We start from the raw sequence: 19,316 nt of genomic DNA, 5'->3' as shown, positions 1-19,316 counted from the left end.
GAGAATAAATATACACAGTCATTTTGCTAATAGGTGCAGACTAACATTAACTCGGCCACGGTAAATCATTAGGTAATTGCCATTGATTACTCATAAACTCTCGGCATTGGGGCAACACAAACTGCTCACCAAATGAAGGCGGCTGTTGAAAAACATAAGCTTGATTAAGATAGCTAAAATGCAAACTATAGGCATGTAAATAGCACCTATCACTAAGCTCATTGCCATAAAGTTTATCGCCTAAAATAGGCACCCCAATACTGGCTAAGGCCACTCGTAATTGATGGGTTTTGCCACTGAGGGGTTTAAGCAAATACACCCGCATACCTTGAGCAACGTTCTGACTAAAAAACTGTGTCACCGCTGGGTTGTCTGTCGTTCGCAGTAATTTATACATACTGCGGCGTGACTTAGCCATATCGCCAACAATCCAACCTTGTTTTTTCTTAGGCTTACCGCACGCTATCGCTAAATAATACTTCTGTACTTTATGCTCAGTAAACATCTGCGTAAACACGTTGGCCGCTTGAGGAGACTTAGCCACAATTAATAAACCTGAAGTCGGCGTATCGAGACGATGAACAGGGTAAAGCTTACAACCTAAATCAGCCTCTGCCTGAGCAATAACCCCAGCGGTGCCGTCTTGGCTATGAAAATGCACATTAGCAGATTTGCTGATCACAATAAAATCGGGGTGGTCACTGAGCAGTTGATACATAGATTATCCAACGAGGATTAAACGGCGGACTCACAGCGTTACTTAAAGTGAATACTCACCAATAAACCCGGATTATTATCGTGTAATGAAATAGTCGCTTTGTGACGCGACAAAATAGCCTTTACCATCGACAAACCTAATCCTGTGCCTTTGTAATGGCGGCTAGGATCTAAGCGGACTAAACTATCAAATACCCGCTCTTTATCTTCATCAATAATACCCGGTCCATTATCGCTAATTTGAATATGTTTACCGTGTTGAATAATGCTGATTGTGGCACCGTCGGGAGAATACTTTATCGCGTTATCAACTAAGTTAAATAACGCCTGGAACAGCAAATACTTATCGCCATTAACCTCAATATCACCTTCTAGACTGATTTTCAGTGCTTGGTCTCGACTTTCGGCAATGACCTCAGCCATTTCGAATAAATCTTGGCAGATTTGCTGTAAATTCACCGGCTGTAAATCAAGCATTTGCTGGCCTTCTTCAATACGAGTTAACGATAACATCGCATCAAATGTTCCCAGGCAGTGATCTAACTCTTCGAGTAGCTCAGCAGTAGCATCGGCAAGTTCAGAGGTCGGTTTTTGCGACAATAGCTCAATACCAATGCGCAAATGCGATAACGGTGTGCGTAAATCATGGGCAATATTATCTGTTACACCGCGAACAGCACGTAAGTTTTGCTCTAGAGTATCGAGTACCAAATTAAATTGGCGCGCAAGCATATCAAATTCATCTTGGCTTTCGCTTACTGGCAGACGAGTTTCATAATGTCCTGCCTCAATTTGTTCGCTTAAACGGTTATATTCGACCAGTCGTCTTAGAATAGCTTTAGAGAAAATATACCCTAACGCTAGCGTGAGTCCCAAGGTAAATGCCACCGCCCAAAATGCAGCGTTAATAAATTTCTCTATTAAGGTTGCCAGTTGATCGGTTCGGGTCGCTATAAGTACAGGACCATAACGGGTAATGACGAGGCCGCCAGTCAGAATATGTAACTTATCTGGGCCGCCAGTAAAAATAGGGAAATCTTTGGTTTCAGGCAATTGCGGCATGTTTTCGGGCAAAAATGTTAGTGCGCCGACCATATCAACACTATTGCGCCAGGCAATCAGGGCAGTTTTAGGATCAGCGGCACGAATTTGAGCTGCAAAACTACGACGATTAACGGTTAACGCTAACTGTTGGTAACGCTGCATTTCTGCAGCAAGATGTTTATCTACTTGATTTTGTTGCTCAATTACTAACTGTCTATAGAGACTAAGCACCAACATAACAATTAGGATTGTCACTAATGTCGAGAAGATCAGCGTGATCCGCCACGCACTGCTTTGGTAAGGCTTAATGCCTTTTGCAAAGGCGATATCCAGCCCCTCTTACGGTTTCAATTAACTCACCATGTCCAAGCTCTTCAAACTTACGACGTAACTTAGCAATATGCACATCTATCACGTTAGTACGCGGATCAAAATGGTAGTCCCATACTGCTTCAAACAGTAATGTACGGCTAATCACTTGATTAGGATGTTCCATTAAATATTTAAGTAATTGAAATTCTTTTGGTTGTAGCATTAACTCGCTATCATCAAGGGTGACTTTACGGGTTAATAATTCCATTTTTAAACTACCCACTTCTATCTCAGTGGCAGCAGGTTCAACGACATTACGCTGAGCAAGCTTTTCCGCTCGGACTAATAATTCAGCAAAGGCAAAGGGCTTAGTCATATAGTCGTCACCACCGGCACGCAAACCTTTTACGCGCTCATCAACATGGCTTAAGGCTGATAAAATAAGTACTGGAGTCTTATTGCCACTAGTACGCAGAGCCGATAATAATGTTAAGCCATCTAACTTAGGTAGCATGCGATCGAGGATCAGTAAATCATATTGGTTATGTTTGGCTAACGTAAGACCTTCTTGGCCATCTGTTGCACTATCAACTTGATATTTCTGAGCAGTAAATCCGTCGGCTACATACTTTAATGTAGTAGCATCATCTTCAACCAATAAAATACGCATAGTCATAGAGTCTTTAATCCCATTTGAGCAGAGGTAGTGGACGTAGGGTTTCAATATCGAAAGCAATGGTATTTCTACTATCTTGATTGAGTAATTTTAATTCGAGATAACTAATTGATAAATCGTGGTCCAATTCTGCTTGTGTTAAGTATCCTTGCTGATTTTCAATCGCGAGAGTCACTAATTCTGAAAACTTCATGTGCTTAGCTTGGAGCATTTTTGCTGCATTAACTTGGCCAATATCATCACTGGCATAAGCAGACGATTTTTCAGTTAGTAATATACCGTCTAAAGCTCGATATTCGTACTTATTGATTCGGTGAGTTTCTACGTTAACCATAGAAATTTTATACACCAGCAAGCCTTCTTCAACATCAACATCGAAGTCACAAATGGTGCCTTCATCTTGTTGCTCTAATTGTTCCATGACCGAAATGGGCTTTAAAAAGTCACCATTGATCAATAAAGAGTGCATAGATGGAGTGGCCATCACGGCACAAGGAAGAAAGCATATTGCTAGCAGCAACCGAACCATCACGAGCCTCTATATAATTGAAAATTCTATTACCCGACTACTCTACCTAAGAGCAGCCAAAGTCCCAAGAAATCTAAGATTAATAATTGATCATAAATACCATTTCCAATTTCGCTGAACCGCCGATTCACGATATAAATTCAGCCTAAAGGACTCGTCAATCAATAAAAACAGGCTCAAAAGATAAGGTATTGAGATCAAATGTGTTATTAATGTCGCTAACAAGCCACATTGCCTCACTAAATCGTCAGTCTATTGCACAGTAATAGACTCTGTAAGGTGGCTAAAGAGGTGTTTAAGACAATTTTCTATCTACGTTAAGGGTTGGTGGTTAAAATATGAATTTGATCTGATTTGAGCGCTATGGTGGTTTGTACTCCAGCAGCTAACGATAACTTATGCACTAAATGAGTCGGCACATCAGCATTAATGGTCGAGCCAATACCAACGACAGAGGCTATCACTCGTGATGACTCCCCCATCACCAGTACAGATTCAATTAATACCTCTAATTTATTTAAGCTTTTACACAGACGACCACTGCTTATGGCATTAAAGCGAATACCTTGATTGGGAATAACCCAGCGAATAGCTTGGCCAACACTCAACGTGGGGGCGCTGTCGCTGACAATCAGTTCATCACCCAGAGTAAACTGGGTCATGTTACGCTCAATATCTTGCGCTACCACTTTACCGTCAAAAATATTCCTCAAACCCATCTGCCTAGCAACCGCTTCGTCATTAGGATGAGATAATACCTCAAAGGGTTTACCTTGTTGCAGCATTGTACCTTGGCTAATCAATATCATCTCATCGGCCAATAATAACGCCTCATGAATATCGTGCGTGACCATCACCACCGGAATAGATAGCTGTTGTTTTAGCCGAGCTAACTCGATGTATAAGCGTTCACGAGTTTCTTTATCGACAGCAGAAAAGGGTTCATCAAGTAGCAAAATAGCAGGCTCTCGAGCCAATGCTCGAGCAAGCGCGACTCGTTGACGTTGTCCGCCAGACAATTGAGCGGGTAAGCGATCAGGTAAACCATGTAAGTTGACGCGCTCCAACCAATCTAACGCGCGCTGCTTTCTCAGGTTTTTTGGCACATGATCAAGTCCAGAAATGACATTGTCTAACACCGACAAATGCGGAAATAAACCAAAATGTTGCGGCATATAACCGATATGTCGTTGTTGTGGCGTTAATGAAATAGACTGTTTAGCGTCAAACCACAGCATGTCGCCACAGTGAATTTGCCCCTGCTCAGGTAAAGTCAGGCCGGCAATCATCCTCAACAAGGTAGTTTTACCGCCACCAGAAGGACCCACTACCGCTAAAACTTCACCTGCTCGGCAACTAAAATGTGCTTCAAGTGGAATTGGAGATGTTTGTGAAATATCACATATAAGATCAGCGCTGTGAGGCACCATGATGCCCTCCTAAACGCCTAGACATGCTCGTGGTTAGTGCTAATGCACTCACTGCAAACAATAATAATACCAAAGACATCATTCCTGCTGAATCAAAATCGAATGCCTGCACACTATCATAAATCGCTATCGAAATTGTTTTGGTTTCGCCAGCAATGTTACCGCCTAACATTAACACCACACCAAACTCGCCAAGTACATGGGAAAAGCACAATACGACCGCCGTTAATACACCAGGCCATATCATCGGTAATTCTATGCGAAAAAAGATCCGTAATCGACTCATGCCACAACAAGCTGCAGCGTCACGAATATCTATCGGAATGGTTTCAAAAGCACGCTGAATAGGTTGAACGGCAAAGGGAATGTTAACAATGATAGAAGCAATGACTAGGCCTGAAAAATGAAACACTAATTGTTGACCGGTTAACTGCTCAACCCATTGGCCAATCATGCTCTGATTACCTAATCCTACCAGCAAATAATAGCCTATCACCGTTGGTGGTAATACTAGCGGCACCATGATCAAAGCTTCAATCCACGACTTACCCTTAAACTGCCGAAATGCTAACCATCGCCCAACCAAAATAGCCAATGGAATTAGCAGTACTACGGTAAAACAACTCAGCTTTACCGACAGCCATAGAGCTTGCCAATCCATTAATTAGCCTGCTTAACGACAGATTTAGGTAAGTTAAATCCAAATTGAGTTAATACTTGCTGTGCATCAGCAGATTGCATGTACTGATAAAATCGCTCGGCAGTTTCAGATGCATTGGGCATTAATGCCATACGTTGATAAAGCGGTTGAAATAATGCATCCGGGATCACGACATAGTTACCACGCTTAGCAAACTCAGGCGTTAGCACTAAAGATAACGGTACAATACCGCCTTGAGTGGAGCCGCTAATGGTAAATTGAGTCGCTTGGGCAGCATTTTCACCTAAAATCAACGTTGCCTGTAGCGCATCCCATAGGCCTTTTGCTTGCAGTACTTCACGCGCACTCACGCCATAAGGAGCATGATCGGGATTGGCTATCGCAAAACGAGATAATTTCCCATCATCGATTAATTGCGCTAGGCCGACTAAATCAGCGTCTAAAATTAACGGCGAGTCTTTCGGTGCCGCAAGCGCAAGTCGACCAATGGCATAAATAACACCCTCTCCTTGGGTAAATCCCGCTTGATGCAGTTTATCGATATAACCTTCATCAGCACTGAGCATCATTTCAAACGGAGCGCCATGCTGAATTTGGGTCACAAAATTACCCGAAGAACCATAACTTATCCGCAGAGCTAAACCCGTTTGCTGCTGAAAACGTATCGCTATCTCATCTACCGCAAATTTAATGTTAGCAGCCGCAGCAATGGCCGGAGCATCACTCGCGACACTTGCAGAACTAAACCCTACTGAACTAACAATGGCAAAGAATAATGCGATAGCACCAGCACGGAATCGAGGCCTAAATGAGTCTGCTAGCTGAGTAATGTTGGCATAAATGAAAGACATTGAGGGTTTATCCTTGCTATGTACGAGCCATATAGACGATTACTTTTTCCACATTTGGGCGGCTTGTTGATCGCTGTCACGTGCTTCAACCCACTTAGCGCCAGTATCGCCGGCTTCAAGCTTCCAAAAAGGTGCTTTTGTTTTTAAAAAATCGATTAAAAACTCACATGCTGCAAAAGCCGCTTTCCGATGGGCACTGGTCACACCAATAAACACAATTTGCTCACCAAGTAATAAGGTACCAACGCGATGAATAATAGTCACTTTGTTTAATGGCCAACGTTCACAAGCCTGTTGGCTTATCTGCATTAATACCGACTCAGTCATCCCAGGATAGTGTTCTAGCGTTAAATCGGTCACCGCACTTCCGTCATTAAAGTCACGTACTTTACCGACAAAGTTGACCACGGCGCCGTCCTGATTATCACAGGCCAGTAATGCATATTCATCAGCAACACTAAAATCTTCAGTGTGAACACGAACCACAATGCTATTGCTCTGCTGTTTCATATTATCCACCTGTAACCGGAGGAAAAAAGGCGACTTCATCACCGTCATTTACAGGCGAATCCCACTGGCTCATAGTTTGATTAATCGCCACTAGCAGTTTGTCTGATGCCAACACTCTAGCCCACTTGTCATCGGTGGCAGCAAGTGCTGCACGTAATGCTTCTGCAGTGTCAATATTATCGGCTATATGTTCAATATTAGCGGTACCGAGTAACTCACGGATTTGCGCAAAAAATAACACTTGGATCATAGTGGTCTCTCAATGCATTTATGGGTAAAACATATTAGATGTGCGTTGTTTATAATGGTCAGTTTAGGCTTGAAAATGGCCTGATTTACCACCACGTTTTTCAAGTAAACGTACTTGAGAAATAATCATGTCTTTTTGCACTGCTTTACACATGTCGTAAATGGTTAGCGCAGCGACCGATGCAGCCGTTAACGCTTCCATTTCAACACCGGTTTTACCAGATAACTTACACAAACTGGTTATACGCACGCGATTGTGGTCAGGCTGGGCTTCAAGCTCAACCTCTACCTTGGTCAGCATTAGGGGATGGCATAACGGAATTAAATCAGCGGTTTTTTTGGCCGCTTGAATGCCAGCAATACGTGCGGTAGCAAACACATCACCTTTGTGATGGCTGCCATTCATGATCATGGCTAAGGTTTCTGGCGCCATGTCGATAAAGGCTTCTGCTCGCGCTTCACGCTCGGTGACCGCTTTTTCAGTAACATCAACCATATGGGCATTGCCATCGGCGTTAATGTGGGTAAAACGATTGCTCATGCTGTTCTGCCTTATCAAATTCAATGTCTATCGACTGTGCGCCACAATAATGTGAGCATCAGTCGGTTTAACTCAATAACCGCTTAGCCACCAATAGAAGCAAGGTGTTGAGTCACACCGGTAATACCTTGGTGTAGATAATGGGTTTCTTTTTTCTGCGCTAATTGGCCGTGCAAACGAGTGATTAACTCATCTCGCTGCGAAGCATCTTGCAATAAATCACGCAAATCAACGCCATTTTCAGTAAACAAACATAAATGTAATTTACCTTTAGCAGAAACACGTAAACGATTGCAGCTGGCACAGAAGTTTTTAGCATAAGGCATAATAAGCCCTATACGGCCTTGATAATCACTGTGACTGAAGTTTTGCGCCGGACCATCATCAACACTTGGCAAGTCATATAACCAGCCTTGTTGCTCGAGTTGTTTTTTAATATCAACCCCAGCTAAATGATGCTCGTTAAAATAATCGTGGCCCAAACCTGTTTCCATTAACTCAATAAAGCGCAAATCGATAGGGGTATGTTTAATCCACTGTAAAAAACGTGGTAAATCTTTATCGTTTAAGCCTTTAAGTAATACGGCGTTGACTTTTACTCGCTCAAAACCCGCTTCAAGTGCCGCATCAATACCACGCATCACTTGGTCGAATTTATTTTCGCCAGTAATTTGATAAAACATTTTAGGATCTAGGCTATCAACAGACACATTAATACGGCGCAGACCAGCCTCATACCACTCTTTAGCATGCTGCTGTAAACGATAACCATTGGTGGTCATAGCAACAGTATTAATATTAGCGTTAGCCGCAACAATGCGCACAATATCGGTAAAGTCTTTGCGTAAAGTGGGCTCGCCACCGGTGATACGAACTTTTTGAGTACCAACCTCACCAAAGCCTGCAACGAGATTTTCAATCTCATTAAGGGTTAAAAAGGTAGGTTTACCATCCGGTTTATAGCCATCGGGCAAACAATAAGTACATTTGAAATTACAAACGTCAGTGACTGACATCCGCAAATAGTGAAATCTTCGACCAAAGCTGTCTTGTAATTGGGACATGTTAACCTTTCCAAGTGTGGGAGGTGAGTGCATTTCTTTACTCACCCCGGTGGCAAAATTACCACGGCTAACTACCCATATCATTGACGTAGGGCAAAAAGCTCGGAGAACCGTCAGATCCAATTATAGGCCTATTTGCCGTTTTACAAATACCCCTTTAGGTGAATATCTTAGTTAAAAACACTATATCGTTAACTATTTGTGACTCGACTCACGCTGACAAGATTGTGTTTGCTACTGTGACAAAAGTGAATTTTGCGGTAAGGTGAGTAAAAGGATAAACGATCGTTTACTTATCGTTATAGAAAAACAATAAACCCGCGATGAACGGGAAACTTTGAAAGGTGACAACATGGAACGCGAGTCAATGGAGTTCGACGTAGTAATTGTCGGTGCAGGCCCTGCAGGTTTAGCAACCGCTTGTCGTTTAATGCAAATATCTAAAGATGCCGATAAAGAAATCACTGTTTGTGTGGTTGAAAAAGGCTCTGAGGTTGGCGCACATATTTTGTCGGGTGCAGTATTTGAACCCGATGTACTGGATGAACTATTTAATGATTGGCGTGACTCAGATATCCCGCTAAAGACCAAAGTCACTCATGACGAAATCTACTTGTTTAATTCAGATACAAAATCTCGCTTAATGCCAAACAGCTTAGTGCCAAAAACCATGCACAATGAGGGTAATTACATTATTAGTGTCGGTAATTTAGCCCGTTGGTTGGCCAATAGAGCTGAAGCTCTAGGGGTCGAGATTTTCCCCGGATTTGCCGCCAGTGAATTACTGTTTAATGACGATAATAGCGTTAAAGGTATTTTAATCGGTGACATGGGTGTTGGCGAAAATGGTCAACATAAAGACAGCTATATGCCGGGTATGGAGTTACATGCCAAGTACACTGTTTTCTCCGAAGGCTGTCGGGGGCATTTAGGTAAGCAACTGATTCAAAAATACCATTTAGACAATGGCAAAACGCCGCAGCACTATGGCTTAGGCTTTAAAGAAATTTGGAAAATCCCTGCTGAGCAACATCAACAGGGTAAAGTGGTTCATACTGGCGGCTGGCCATTAGTAGATGGTTCATCTGGTGGCGGATTTTTATACCACATGGAAGACAATCAAGTTGCCGTAGGGTTAATTATCGATTTAAATTATAAAAATCCTCACCTCAGTCCATTTGATGAATTTCAACGTTATAAAACTCACCCCGTTATTGCACAAACACTAACCGGGGGCGAACGCTTATCCTATGGTGCTCGCGCCCTTGCCAAAGGCGGCCTAAATTCATTACCTAAAATGAGTTTCCCTGGTGGATTAATTATTGGCTGTAATGCTGGCACGCTTAATTTTGCTAAAATTAAGGGCACCCATACTGCGATTAAGAGCGGTATCATCGCAGCCAAAACCTTAGGTGAAGGCTTAATTGCTGGACTTGAGGGCGGTAAAGATCTTGATTGCTTCCAACAACGCTTTGAAGAAAGCTGGCTACATGAAGAGCTTTATAGCTCTCGTAACTTTGGTCCTGCAATGCATAAGTTTGGCACCTTACTCGGTGGCGCCTATAACTATATTGACCAAAATTGGTTTGGCGGCAAGTTTCCGGTAACCTTTAGAGATAATACGCCAGATTACGCCACTATGGGGCTTGCGAGTGATTACAATAAAATTGATTACCCTAAACCTGATGGGAAATTAAGTTTTGATAAGTTATCGTCTGTATATTTGTCAAATACTTATCACGAAGAAGATCAATTGTGTCACTTACACCTAAAAGACCAAAGTATCCCTATTTCGGTTAACTTAGTTAAATTTGATGAACCCGCACAACGATACTGCCCAGCAGGTGTTTATGAAGTTGTTGAAGACGCTGGTGACAAAAAATTTGTGATTAATGGTCAAAATTGTATTCATTGTAAGACCTGTGACATTAAAGACCCAAGCCAGAATATCACTTGGGTCACACCAGAAGGCGGCGGCGGGCCAAACTACCCAAATATGTAAATTAACCAATAGTTAAAATATTGGCACAGTCAAAAAAACGCACTTAAATATAGGTGCGTTTTTTTTGTTTTATCGACTATCATTAGTCACACAAAATCAGAACAACCTACGCAAAAAGGCTATTTTGTCTACTTAATTAACGTAACAGCAAAATAACTATCAATTTATTGTCATTGTGTCCGATATATCATAAAGATACTCCAAGAGGCTGTTGTAGATGAATACATTTAATACCCTTACCATTAAGCAAAAAATCTTGCTCACCGTGACCTTCGCGGTACTGCTGTCAACAATGTTAGTCGGGCTGCTAAGTCAACGAAGTGCCAAGCAAATCGTTGAACAGCGAATGCTAAATTCGGAAATGCCAAGCTTACTCATGCAAATCCGTAATGAAGTTGACCTTGAAATTAGTGGTTTAATGAATGCCGCGGAACAGCTCGCAAATAGCAGAATGTTGCTTGGATGGCTTCAAAATGGCCGCCCAGCGGACCAAGAAAGCCTCGTTATCGCACAACTTAATGACATAAAAGACCAATACGGCTTAGCTCAAGCATCTTACGCCGATCGCGAAAGCGCAGCCTATTACACACAAGACGGATTTTTACGAGTATTAACCCCAGATCAAGACGGTTGGTTTTTTGACTATCGCAACAGTAAACAAGAGCGAATGCTGAATGTGTTCACCGAAGCTAATGGTGATGTAAAGCTATTTATCAACTACCAGCAACCCAATGGTCGCGGCCTTGTGGGATTAGCCAAATCGTTAGATTCGATGGTTAATTTACTGGCTTCATTTAAAATAGAAGACAGCGGTTTTGTATATTTAGTTGATGCTAAAGGTGACGTAAAACTTCACCAAGACACACGTAAAGTAGGTAAAAGCAAACTAAGCACTTTGTACCCTAATGCCAATACTAACCAGCTATTAAACCAAAGTGATTTTAATTTAGTCAAAGCGGAAGTCGATGGCCAACACATGCTAATTGCCAGCAGCTACATTGAGTCTATGGACTGGTACTTAGTCGCTCAAGTGCCTGAAGCTGAAGTGTTTGCACTGCTACAAGAATCGGCTTATCAGATATTATTGTGGACAATACTTATCGCAGCGGTATTTATTGCAATTTCAATTGCGGTTGCAGGTTCAGTCAGCCGTCCTATTGCTCATATTGCTGAATTATTTCGTAATATTGGTGAGGGTGAAGGCGATTTACGTCAAAGACTACCGGTTAATGGTGATGACGAAATAGCTCAACTTGCTCGCGGTTTTAATAGCTTTATCAGCAAAATCCAAGATACGGTTGTTGAAGTTGCCAAAACCAGCGAACAACTTGGTTTATCGGCCGTTGATGTATCAAATCAAGCACATCAAACATTAGAAGATAGCCAGTTACAAAAAGATCGTACCATCATGGTTGTTACCGCCATTAACGAAATGGGTGCAACCGTCAACGAAATCGCAAGCAATGCAGCTCAAGCTGCTGTTACCGCGCGCGATGCCGACACCGAATCTGTCGATGGCCAAAAAGTAGTCACTCGTGCACGAGCCACCATTAATCAATTGTCTAAAGACGTTGAACAAGTTGGTGAAGTTATCGAATCGTTAGCGACGCACACAAAGTCGATTGGCAGTATTTTAGATGTTATCCGTGCTATTTCCGAGCAAACTAACTTACTGGCACTTAATGCGGCAATTGAAGCTGCTCGCGCTGGTGAAGCCGGACGAGGCTTTGCTGTGGTTGCAGATGAAGTGCGTAACTTGGCTTCTAGAACGGCTGCATCGACCAATGAAGTACAAAATATGATTGATAAGCTGCAATCAGAAACTAGCCGAGCAGTTAATGCGATGGAGCAATCGCGTAGTCGCTCACACGAAGGTGTTACGGCTGTAGACGAAGCTAGCCAGTCGTTAAGTGGTATAAGTGAACGTATTGCGTTGATTAGCGATATGAACATTCAAGTTGCTGCCGCGACGGAAGAACAATCTACCGTAGTTGAAGACATTAATCGCAATGTGACTGAAATCAACGATATTACTCAACGTACAGCCGATACCGCTCACGCGGCGGCACATGCCAGTAAGTCACTAAACCAATTAGCAACTCGACTTGATACTCTAGTCGCTCGCTTTAAAGTGTAATTAGTTTATAAATCGATGTTACAAAAACGCCACTCAATTGAGTGGCGTTTTTTATGTTTATAATCGTTGCCATTAAGCCATATTTAACATGCTAACTACTTCAGAAATCGGATAGTGAGCGGATATTGATAAGCTATCCCATCGCTGGCTTTCACCATCGCAATAATGGTACAAATAACATCAAGCAATGCCAGCGCGGCTAATAGCAATACACCCACACCAATTAAAATCAATATTGCCGACACCAAGGCATAAATCATTAAGCTCAATTTAAAATTAAGACAGTTTTTCCCACATTGGTTGGCAAACTCAAATTCGTCGCGTTTCATTAACCACACAATTAAAGGACCTAAAACACTGCCTAGCGGAAAGACATAACCGACAAAACTGGCGGCATGCACTAATAACCCCATATTCTTAGCTTCTTTGGATAACGTGTCTATCGGTTCGGTCATTTGATATTCCTTATCATATTACTTTTAAACTGATATTTTAACTGGTTGTTTTTAAACTAGTTACTTTAATCGGCATAATTTTTTTGTTAATATTATCATTGCATTAGAGTTAACTAACTGGCGTTGCCATATAAACGTATAGCCCAATCTTCTATGCTTTGCTGATCAAGGCGACGCTGTAATGAGTTAACCCAACTTTGCGCTAAACCTTCGCATTCAAGCAGCATTTGATATTGCACAGCATCAAATTCAGCTAAAAAATAAATCTGCATAGCTTTGGCGATACTAATATTGGTTTTTCTTTCTAGTAGCATAATACTGTCACTAGGACGAATATCACCTTCAGACAGCACCCGATAAAACCAACCGCACATACGACTTTCTTGCATTGCTAAGGCAAATTTAGGATGGCCAAATTGTAAGTTAAGTTTAAAACAAGGCGAACGCGGCTGAGTCACTTGTAACGTCACATCGCCAATTTGGACAATGTCGCCAATATTAACCTGTGCTTCATTAAGGCCAACGGTACTGATATTTTCACCCATTGAAGGCACATCACCAAATGTTGACATTAAATCCCAGCGGCGGTATTGGCCATAATGTTCTCGAGGAAAATGATGCAGCACTCTATCAAGCCCCCCATGATGCTTAGGATCTGCCTCACTATTACCGACGACCCGATCAAATTGCACGGTTAACTGCTTAACGGCATGTTTTTGGTTAATACAGCTAGCAACACCATTGTGCATTTGCACTTGATCGCCTAAATATAGTCCAGAAATACTCTTTACCAATCGCTTAATCATCCAGCATCTCCTTGCTTAAATCTTATTACAGAGTGCCAATATACCCAATTTTCAGACAAAAAAAAGCCTCACTGGGGAGTAGTAAGGCTATAAATAACATAGAAGATAATACATAAAAAATAGGCGCTGTTGTAGGTAAATGTTGTCTATACTTAATGAGTGAAGCTAACTGATTGAGGGTAAAGTAAATGAAAGCAAAATTATTTGTGAGTAAACTTAACCAGATAACAAAAGCACTTATCTCTATGACTCCAGCTCAGAGAGAGGTAGTTCACCAGTCAATTCAAGCATTAGATACCGAAATCCCTATAGATGAGCTGTTCCAACCACTTTTTGATTCAAAATCGCAGTGTCCACACTGCGATTCAAGCCAGTTCAAAAAGTGGGGGAAAGCAGGTGGAGTACAACGATATCGCTGCAATAGCTGCAGTAAAACGTTTAACAACAAGACTAATACCCCGCTAGCTAGGCTGCATAAGAGCTGCATTTGGGTCGAGTATGCCCACTGTATGGCGTTGCGGTTAACGCTGAGGCAGGCGGCTAGAGTCTGTGGTATTAATCTTAAAACAGCCTTTTTATGGCGACATCGATTTCTTCAGGCTCAGGCAGGGAAAAATGATGACAAACTATCGGGCATTATCGAGGTTGATGAATTCTTTCTTGCCTATTCTGAAAAAGGTAATAAAACACTCGGTTCAGGTCAAAAAGCCAGAAAGCGCGGTGGTGATATTGATAAACGTACTAAAGAAGGCCAAGTTGCGGTGCTTCTTTCCATTGACCGCAGTAAACACATGATAGCGCCAATTTTATCTGCTGATACGTCTTCAGAAATATCCATTAATCTTACTGAAAACATTGAAGAAAATTCAGTGCTTTGCAGCGATGGTGCATGGGCATATGTGAAGATAGCCAAACTAAAGCACTGTGACCATAAGCGATTGATAAATGGGAAAATCAGAGTGATGGATAATATTTATCACATTCAGACTGTCAATGGTGCAATAGCGAATTTTAAAGCCTGGGTAAACGGAAGTATGAAGGGAGTAGCTACAAAATATTTATCGAATTATCTCGCTTGGTTTAAGGAAAGCAGCGCAAAGCTAGATAAACGGCAAATACTGTTGTCCGCTTACGGTAGACAACAGTATTATGGAACATAGCCAAAAAATAATAGCTATGAACGGTCTGAACTATTCAACACTATAAAAGTTGTTTAGACGGGCTCATCATAAAGGCAAACAATGACACTACAATGACAAACGGCGACTATTTCAGTTATATCTAAATAGAGTTAACAATGCACTGCATTCATAAGATCCACTTGGGTTCAGGATAATATTCGCTTATAACATAGGGGAATATCCTACTTCACTGATTGGCCCGATTTTTTACTCAATTTGAAATTAAGCTAGATACTGTTTTAATGCCTCGCCAGGAATTGAGCTTTTTGTCGCAACAGCAAACGATGCCCACAACGCGCCTTCATGCATCGCATCTGTAATTGACATCAACTGACATAAACCATGAATAACTCCAGCGGCATAAGCATCACCGGCGCCAGTGGTGTCAACGACTTTGGCAATCACAGCGGGAACATGTTGTTCGCCGTCAGCATTGTATACTATTGCGCCTTTGTCACCATCAGTCACAATAAAGTATGCTAATGCATCGCCCGCAATTGAATGAGCAAACAACCATGGGTCTTGGTTGCAACGACCTTGCATATCGGTAATCGAGGCAATTAATACATGACAAGGACGGTGACGCTCATCCTTGGCTAATTGAGATATCACTTTGCAGTTAGGATTAGACGCAATAGCATTGGCAGCCCAAGCGCCAGCACCTTTTGCTGAAGAGTTAAGATAAAAGGCATCCCAGTGTTGCCAATCAGGTGGTGCAGGAAGTTCAAAAATAGGTCGCTGAGGTCGAATAATGGTCCGTTCACCATCGGGGGTCATTACCAGTAACATTTCACAGGTATTACCATTAAAACGATGCACTAAACGACAATCGAGCCCCAAAGTACTCGCCTTAGCTAAAATCCAATCTCCGATGTCATCACTACCAACTTCACTCACCAATGAGACATTGTGCTGAGCCCATACTAAACCTAAACCGGTATTTGCGCCGCCACCACCTAAACGTAAGCCGCCGTCTTGATAATGAAATCGACCACCAGTTTGCAAAGGTTTATCAAGCATTAGAATGCGATCACAATTGATATTGGCAAGCAAAAGAATATTGGCCATGTAACTCACCTAAAAAAGCGTCGTTAAAAAGAACCATCAGTATAACAAAAAGGCCGTGATTAACACGGCCTTTGGTTGCCTTAACGTAAGATTACATATCCGCTTCCGCAAGTGGTTGGCGCAGTTGGGCGCGCACATTGTCCATACCAGAGTAAAACTCCTTCATCATCAATAGCCCCAGCATTTTGCCATTATCGGTCACTATTAATTCATCGGGGTTAATAGGGTCATTTTTAAGTGCCCCCATTGCTTTCATTGAAGCCATCTCTTTAAACAATGCGGTGTCTAAATTAACATTAAATGTGTCGCGAAAATATTTACGCGATAAACGCCCAGAAAACATACCCAGTAAAAAGCGATATTGCATCACTTCTTTTAACTGATATTTTTTCTGTTGCTCAACTGCCATGCGGCCTTCAGCAATACGTTGCTGATATTTTTTCAGCGAAAATGTATTCACATATAAAGTGTCATTCAAAAAACTAAATGAACCAGAACCGACACCAAGGTATTCATCATAATCAATAACATACTCATCAAAACCTTCATCATTGGTTTTACCAAATGCCCAGGCTGATAGTTGAGTATATTGCCCCGTTAAGCGATTTAAAATCTGACGGTACTGATTAACCATATCCCCATGAGGAGCAGCTAATTGATTTTTGACACTCTTGCGGGTTTGATGAGTAATCATTAACGGATAAGTAGTAATTTGGCGTGGGTCAAGTTTAGACGCCATTTCAAGATCAGACTGGATAATCTCATCAGTTTGACCACGAAAACCAAAAATCAAATCGACGTTAATTATCGGAAATAATTCTTTTGCCGCCATAATGCGGTCAAAGGTTTGCTGGCCAGAACCAAACTTATCTAAGCGATCGGTCATTTTTAAAATGCCATCGTCAAAGCTTTGCACCCCAATAGACATTCTGTCTACTAGGCCTTTTAATTGTTTAAATTCAGGATTAGCTAAATGCTGCGGATCCGATTCACAAGAGACTTCTTTAATCCCTGGAAACAGATTTTTTGCATGTTCAATTGTACGAGCCAATTCATCTTCAAGTACTGTTGTGGTGCCGCCGCCAATATACATAGACTCAAACTCATAGCCTAAATCTTTGGCCATTTGCATTTCTTTACGCAGCGCAACAAAGTATTCACGCGCCTTGTCTTCGCGAAATAAAAATCGGTGAAAAGTACAAAACGAGCACAAGGTATGGCAAAACGGAATGTGCGCGTACAACATGTATTTTTTGCCCTCGACGGGCTTAGGCATACGGTCAGTAGAAATAGTGTCTAGGCGTAAATTTTTATCAACATAAAACTGCATCACCCGCTCCATAGAGCTGATCATCCAATTGGGTACAGTGATATTAGACTGATAAGGTTTAATCAACTCCTGGCTGGCTGATTGAATAATTGGAGACATAAAAAATCCTAATTGAATGAAGCCCTGAGAGCAAAACCATTGATAAAAAGCGCTAGATAAGACCCATAGCGTAAGCAGGAAATCAAAATATCACTTTAGAGATAGCCAAAATGTGAAGTAGCTAATAGATATGCAAACTAACATGGTTATTGCTACCCATTTGTTAAGCAGATCATGTTTTAGATATTGCTGTTAAGTCATTAATGCATGAATAAGGTGATGGTAATAAAAGCAGTAAAGTACAACAAACGGTACCCGCCATTCAGATTAGATGCACATAGTAATAAAGCTGAGGGATCTTAGCGGAAGTTCTGTTGTTAAAAATGGCCTTAAGCGGCCATTAATTTGAACGAAATCATAAATAAGTGAGATTTATTAGGATAGACCTTCAGAATAAGCTGCTTTAACTCAGCTAATGGCAAGCTTTCTTGAGTGGCATGAAACTCATTAATATCATCGAACTTTAAAGGTTCGACTGCCAAAATAATGATATCGCATACCTTGCTATGGCCTTCGAGGGTAAACACCTCTACTTGGCTACCAGGTTGGTAATGGCTCTCGCTGGCATCACGAATAGTAATCGTCTTTTGCCCAGATGCAACTAACGGCGTTAAAAACTCAAAAAAGGTCATTTGCATAGGTACTGCTGTCATAAGGTAGCCTTAACCCAATATAGAAGGCACTTACATAGCACCTTATTGAAATTAAACAGTATTATAACCTAGCACACTCGCCAGGGCTTTGATCAAAGTAACGTTTAAACTCACGACTAAACTGAGCAGTACTTTCATAGCCAACCTGTGTCGACACCTCTTTTACCTTGAGCTTTTTCAGTTGCAGTAACGCTTTGGCTTTATTGAGGCGGATCTTCTTTAAATATTGTATCGGTGAAGAAGCGGTCACTTCTTTAAAACTACGATGGAATGCCGACGGACTCATATTAACCAAGCTTGCTAATGTGTCGACTTCAACCGACTCACCATAATGCTTATGAATGTAGTTAAGGGCTTTTTCTACCCTCGATAAGCGGGTATGACTTAACGACAAGGCATAAAGCGGTGCTGCATTAGGCGAATCCAATAGGCGATATAGCAACTCAAGCACTAACGCTTCACCCATCACTTTGGCTTCTAACGGCGACTGCAATGCCTGCAATAACCTAATGACGCTACAGTCCATATCTTCAGTGTTGTCTGCTACAAAAAAACCACTCTGGCGCGATTCATTTAAATCTTTAGGGATCTGATGATGCTCGTCCATCAACCGAATAATATAATTAAGTTGCACTAAATCAATATCAACCATCAACACTAATACCGGCTCTTCAATACTAGCAAACGTTTCACACTCTACGGGTAATGGCACTGTCATCACTAATGAGCGCTGGCGGTCGTAATCAAAGGTTTGGTCCTCTATATACACGCGCTTTTTACCCTGACCAACAATCAGTACCCCCTGGGAATAGCATAATGGCCCTCGAGAAGCATACTGAGAGCCACGAAACATACGTACCCCAGCCAAATGAGTATTATTAACCCCTTCTTTTGGTGCAAGCTGTGCCATTAATGTTGCTATCTCATTCATACCTTCCCCCTTAAAAAACCACTGCATCGATACTACCAAAAAAGCAGTAAAAGGCATTAAAATAATCAAT

General features: G+C 41.7%; 20 protein-coding genes and 1 riboswitch. Of the genes, 3 read left to right on the top strand and 17 right to left on the bottom strand.

Annotation, left to right across the window (positions count from 1 at the left end; genetic code table 11):
• Positions 1-46 precede the first annotated feature (46 nt).
• From EGC82_RS01610 to moaA, 11 genes are all read right to left on the bottom strand, one after another.
• Positions 47-718 (bottom strand): TIGR01621 family pseudouridine synthase, encoded by a 672-nt coding sequence (locus EGC82_RS01610; RefSeq protein WP_124729223.1) that lies wholly within the window; start codon positions 716-718, stop codon positions 47-49.
• 38 nt (positions 719-756) lie between these two features.
• On the bottom strand, positions 757-1,998 hold the full coding sequence (locus EGC82_RS01605) for a sensor histidine kinase (protein WP_124732531.1): 1,242 nt from the start codon (positions 1,996-1,998) through the stop codon (positions 757-759).
• Positions 1,999-2,065: 67 nt separating this feature from the next.
• Complete coding sequence (locus tag EGC82_RS01600) at positions 2,066-2,743, bottom strand: response regulator transcription factor (protein ID WP_041413271.1); 678 nt, start codon at positions 2,741-2,743, stop codon at positions 2,066-2,068.
• A 13-nt stretch (positions 2,744-2,756) separates the two neighbouring features.
• A complete protein-coding gene (locus tag EGC82_RS01595; RefSeq protein ID WP_244212519.1) occupies positions 2,757-3,233 on the bottom strand; it encodes a hypothetical protein in 477 nt (158 codons plus the stop codon).
• Between the two features lie 362 nt (positions 3,234-3,595).
• Positions 3,596-4,708, bottom strand: a complete 1,113-nt coding sequence (locus tag EGC82_RS01590) for an ABC transporter ATP-binding protein (protein WP_124729221.1) — start codon at positions 4,706-4,708, stop codon at positions 3,596-3,598.
• Positions 4,689-5,369: a molybdate ABC transporter permease subunit gene (modB, locus tag EGC82_RS01585; protein WP_124729220.1), complete on the bottom strand. Its 681-nt coding sequence runs from the start codon at positions 5,367-5,369 to the stop codon at positions 4,689-4,691. The genes EGC82_RS01590 and modB overlap by 20 nt, the downstream gene beginning before the upstream one ends.
• The gene (gene modA / locus EGC82_RS01580) at positions 5,369-6,220 is read right to left on the bottom strand and encodes a molybdate ABC transporter substrate-binding protein (RefSeq protein ID WP_124729219.1); all 852 of its coding nucleotides are present in this window, start codon (positions 6,218-6,220) and stop codon (positions 5,369-5,371) included. Before modA ends, modB begins: the two co-directional genes overlap by 1 nt.
• Before the next feature lie 39 nt (positions 6,221-6,259).
• Entirely contained in the window at positions 6,260-6,730 is a 471-nt protein-coding gene (gene moaE, locus EGC82_RS01575) for a molybdopterin synthase catalytic subunit MoaE (RefSeq protein WP_124729218.1), read from the bottom strand.
• Position 6,731: 1 nt separating this feature from the next.
• A complete protein-coding gene (gene moaD / locus EGC82_RS01570) occupies positions 6,732-6,980 on the bottom strand; it encodes a molybdopterin synthase sulfur carrier subunit (RefSeq protein WP_124729217.1) in 249 nt (82 codons plus the stop codon).
• A 63-nt stretch (positions 6,981-7,043) separates the two neighbouring features.
• The gene (gene moaC / locus EGC82_RS01565) at positions 7,044-7,520 is read right to left on the bottom strand and encodes a cyclic pyranopterin monophosphate synthase MoaC (RefSeq protein ID WP_124729216.1); all 477 of its coding nucleotides are present in this window, start codon (positions 7,518-7,520) and stop codon (positions 7,044-7,046) included.
• A gap of 83 nt (positions 7,521-7,603) precedes the next feature.
• Complete coding sequence (gene moaA, locus EGC82_RS01560) at positions 7,604-8,584, bottom strand: GTP 3',8-cyclase MoaA (RefSeq protein ID WP_124729215.1); 981 nt, start codon at positions 8,582-8,584, stop codon at positions 7,604-7,606.
• Positions 8,572-8,704, bottom strand: a riboswitch (molybdenum cofactor riboswitch). (Overlaps the previous gene by 13 nt.)
• A gap of 232 nt (positions 8,705-8,936) precedes the next feature.
• On the opposite strand from moaA, the gene EGC82_RS01555 reads away from it, so the two are divergent.
• Together EGC82_RS01555 and EGC82_RS01550 are read left to right on the top strand one after the other, a co-directional pair.
• Entirely contained in the window at positions 8,937-10,586 is a 1,650-nt protein-coding gene (locus EGC82_RS01555; RefSeq protein WP_124729214.1) for an electron transfer flavoprotein-ubiquinone oxidoreductase, read from the top strand.
• Positions 10,587-10,803: 217 nt separating this feature from the next.
• Positions 10,804-12,723 carry a methyl-accepting chemotaxis protein gene (locus EGC82_RS01550; RefSeq protein WP_124729213.1) on the top strand — a complete coding sequence of 640 codons (1,920 nt, stop codon included), beginning with the start codon at positions 10,804-10,806 and terminating at the stop codon, positions 12,721-12,723.
• 95 nt (positions 12,724-12,818) lie between these two features.
• On the opposite strand, the gene EGC82_RS01545 is transcribed toward EGC82_RS01550, so the two are convergent.
• Both EGC82_RS01545 and EGC82_RS01540 read right to left on the bottom strand, forming a co-directional pair.
• On the bottom strand, positions 12,819-13,178 hold the full coding sequence (locus EGC82_RS01545) for a DUF4870 domain-containing protein (RefSeq protein ID WP_124729212.1): 360 nt from the start codon (positions 13,176-13,178) through the stop codon (positions 12,819-12,821).
• A 113-nt stretch (positions 13,179-13,291) separates the two neighbouring features.
• Positions 13,292-13,984 (bottom strand): MOSC domain-containing protein, encoded by a 693-nt coding sequence (locus EGC82_RS01540; RefSeq protein ID WP_124729211.1) that lies wholly within the window; start codon positions 13,982-13,984, stop codon positions 13,292-13,294.
• 188 nt (positions 13,985-14,172) lie between these two features.
• Here EGC82_RS01540 and EGC82_RS01535 point away from each other — a divergent pair, with 188 nt between their 5' ends.
• On the top strand, positions 14,173-15,144 hold the full coding sequence (locus EGC82_RS01535; RefSeq protein WP_124729210.1) for an IS1595 family transposase: 972 nt from the start codon (positions 14,173-14,175) through the stop codon (positions 15,142-15,144).
• Between the two features lie 243 nt (positions 15,145-15,387).
• Here EGC82_RS01535 and EGC82_RS01530 read toward each other — a convergent pair whose 3' ends face one another.
• From EGC82_RS01530 to EGC82_RS01515, 4 genes are all read right to left on the bottom strand, one after another.
• Positions 15,388-16,233 (bottom strand): PfkB family carbohydrate kinase, encoded by an 846-nt coding sequence (locus tag EGC82_RS01530; protein WP_124729209.1) that lies wholly within the window; start codon positions 16,231-16,233, stop codon positions 15,388-15,390.
• Positions 16,234-16,324: 91 nt separating this feature from the next.
• The gene (locus EGC82_RS01525; RefSeq protein WP_124729208.1) at positions 16,325-17,662 is read right to left on the bottom strand and encodes a coproporphyrinogen III oxidase family protein; all 1,338 of its coding nucleotides are present in this window, start codon (positions 17,660-17,662) and stop codon (positions 16,325-16,327) included.
• 329 nt (positions 17,663-17,991) lie between these two features.
• The gene (gene yqfB / locus EGC82_RS01520; protein WP_124729207.1) at positions 17,992-18,315 is read right to left on the bottom strand and encodes a N(4)-acetylcytidine aminohydrolase; all 324 of its coding nucleotides are present in this window, start codon (positions 18,313-18,315) and stop codon (positions 17,992-17,994) included.
• 61 nt (positions 18,316-18,376) lie between these two features.
• A complete protein-coding gene (locus EGC82_RS01515) occupies positions 18,377-19,246 on the bottom strand; it encodes an AraC family transcriptional regulator (protein ID WP_124729206.1) in 870 nt (289 codons plus the stop codon).
• Positions 19,247-19,316: the final 70 nt, after the last annotated feature.

Origin of the sequence: Shewanella livingstonensis, from assembly GCF_003855395.1 — a bacterium.
GTDB lineage: Bacteria > Pseudomonadota > Gammaproteobacteria > Enterobacterales > Shewanellaceae > Shewanella > Shewanella livingstonensis.
The sequence above is the reverse complement of the archived record's forward strand: the minus strand, read 5'-3'. Positions and strand labels throughout refer to the sequence as shown.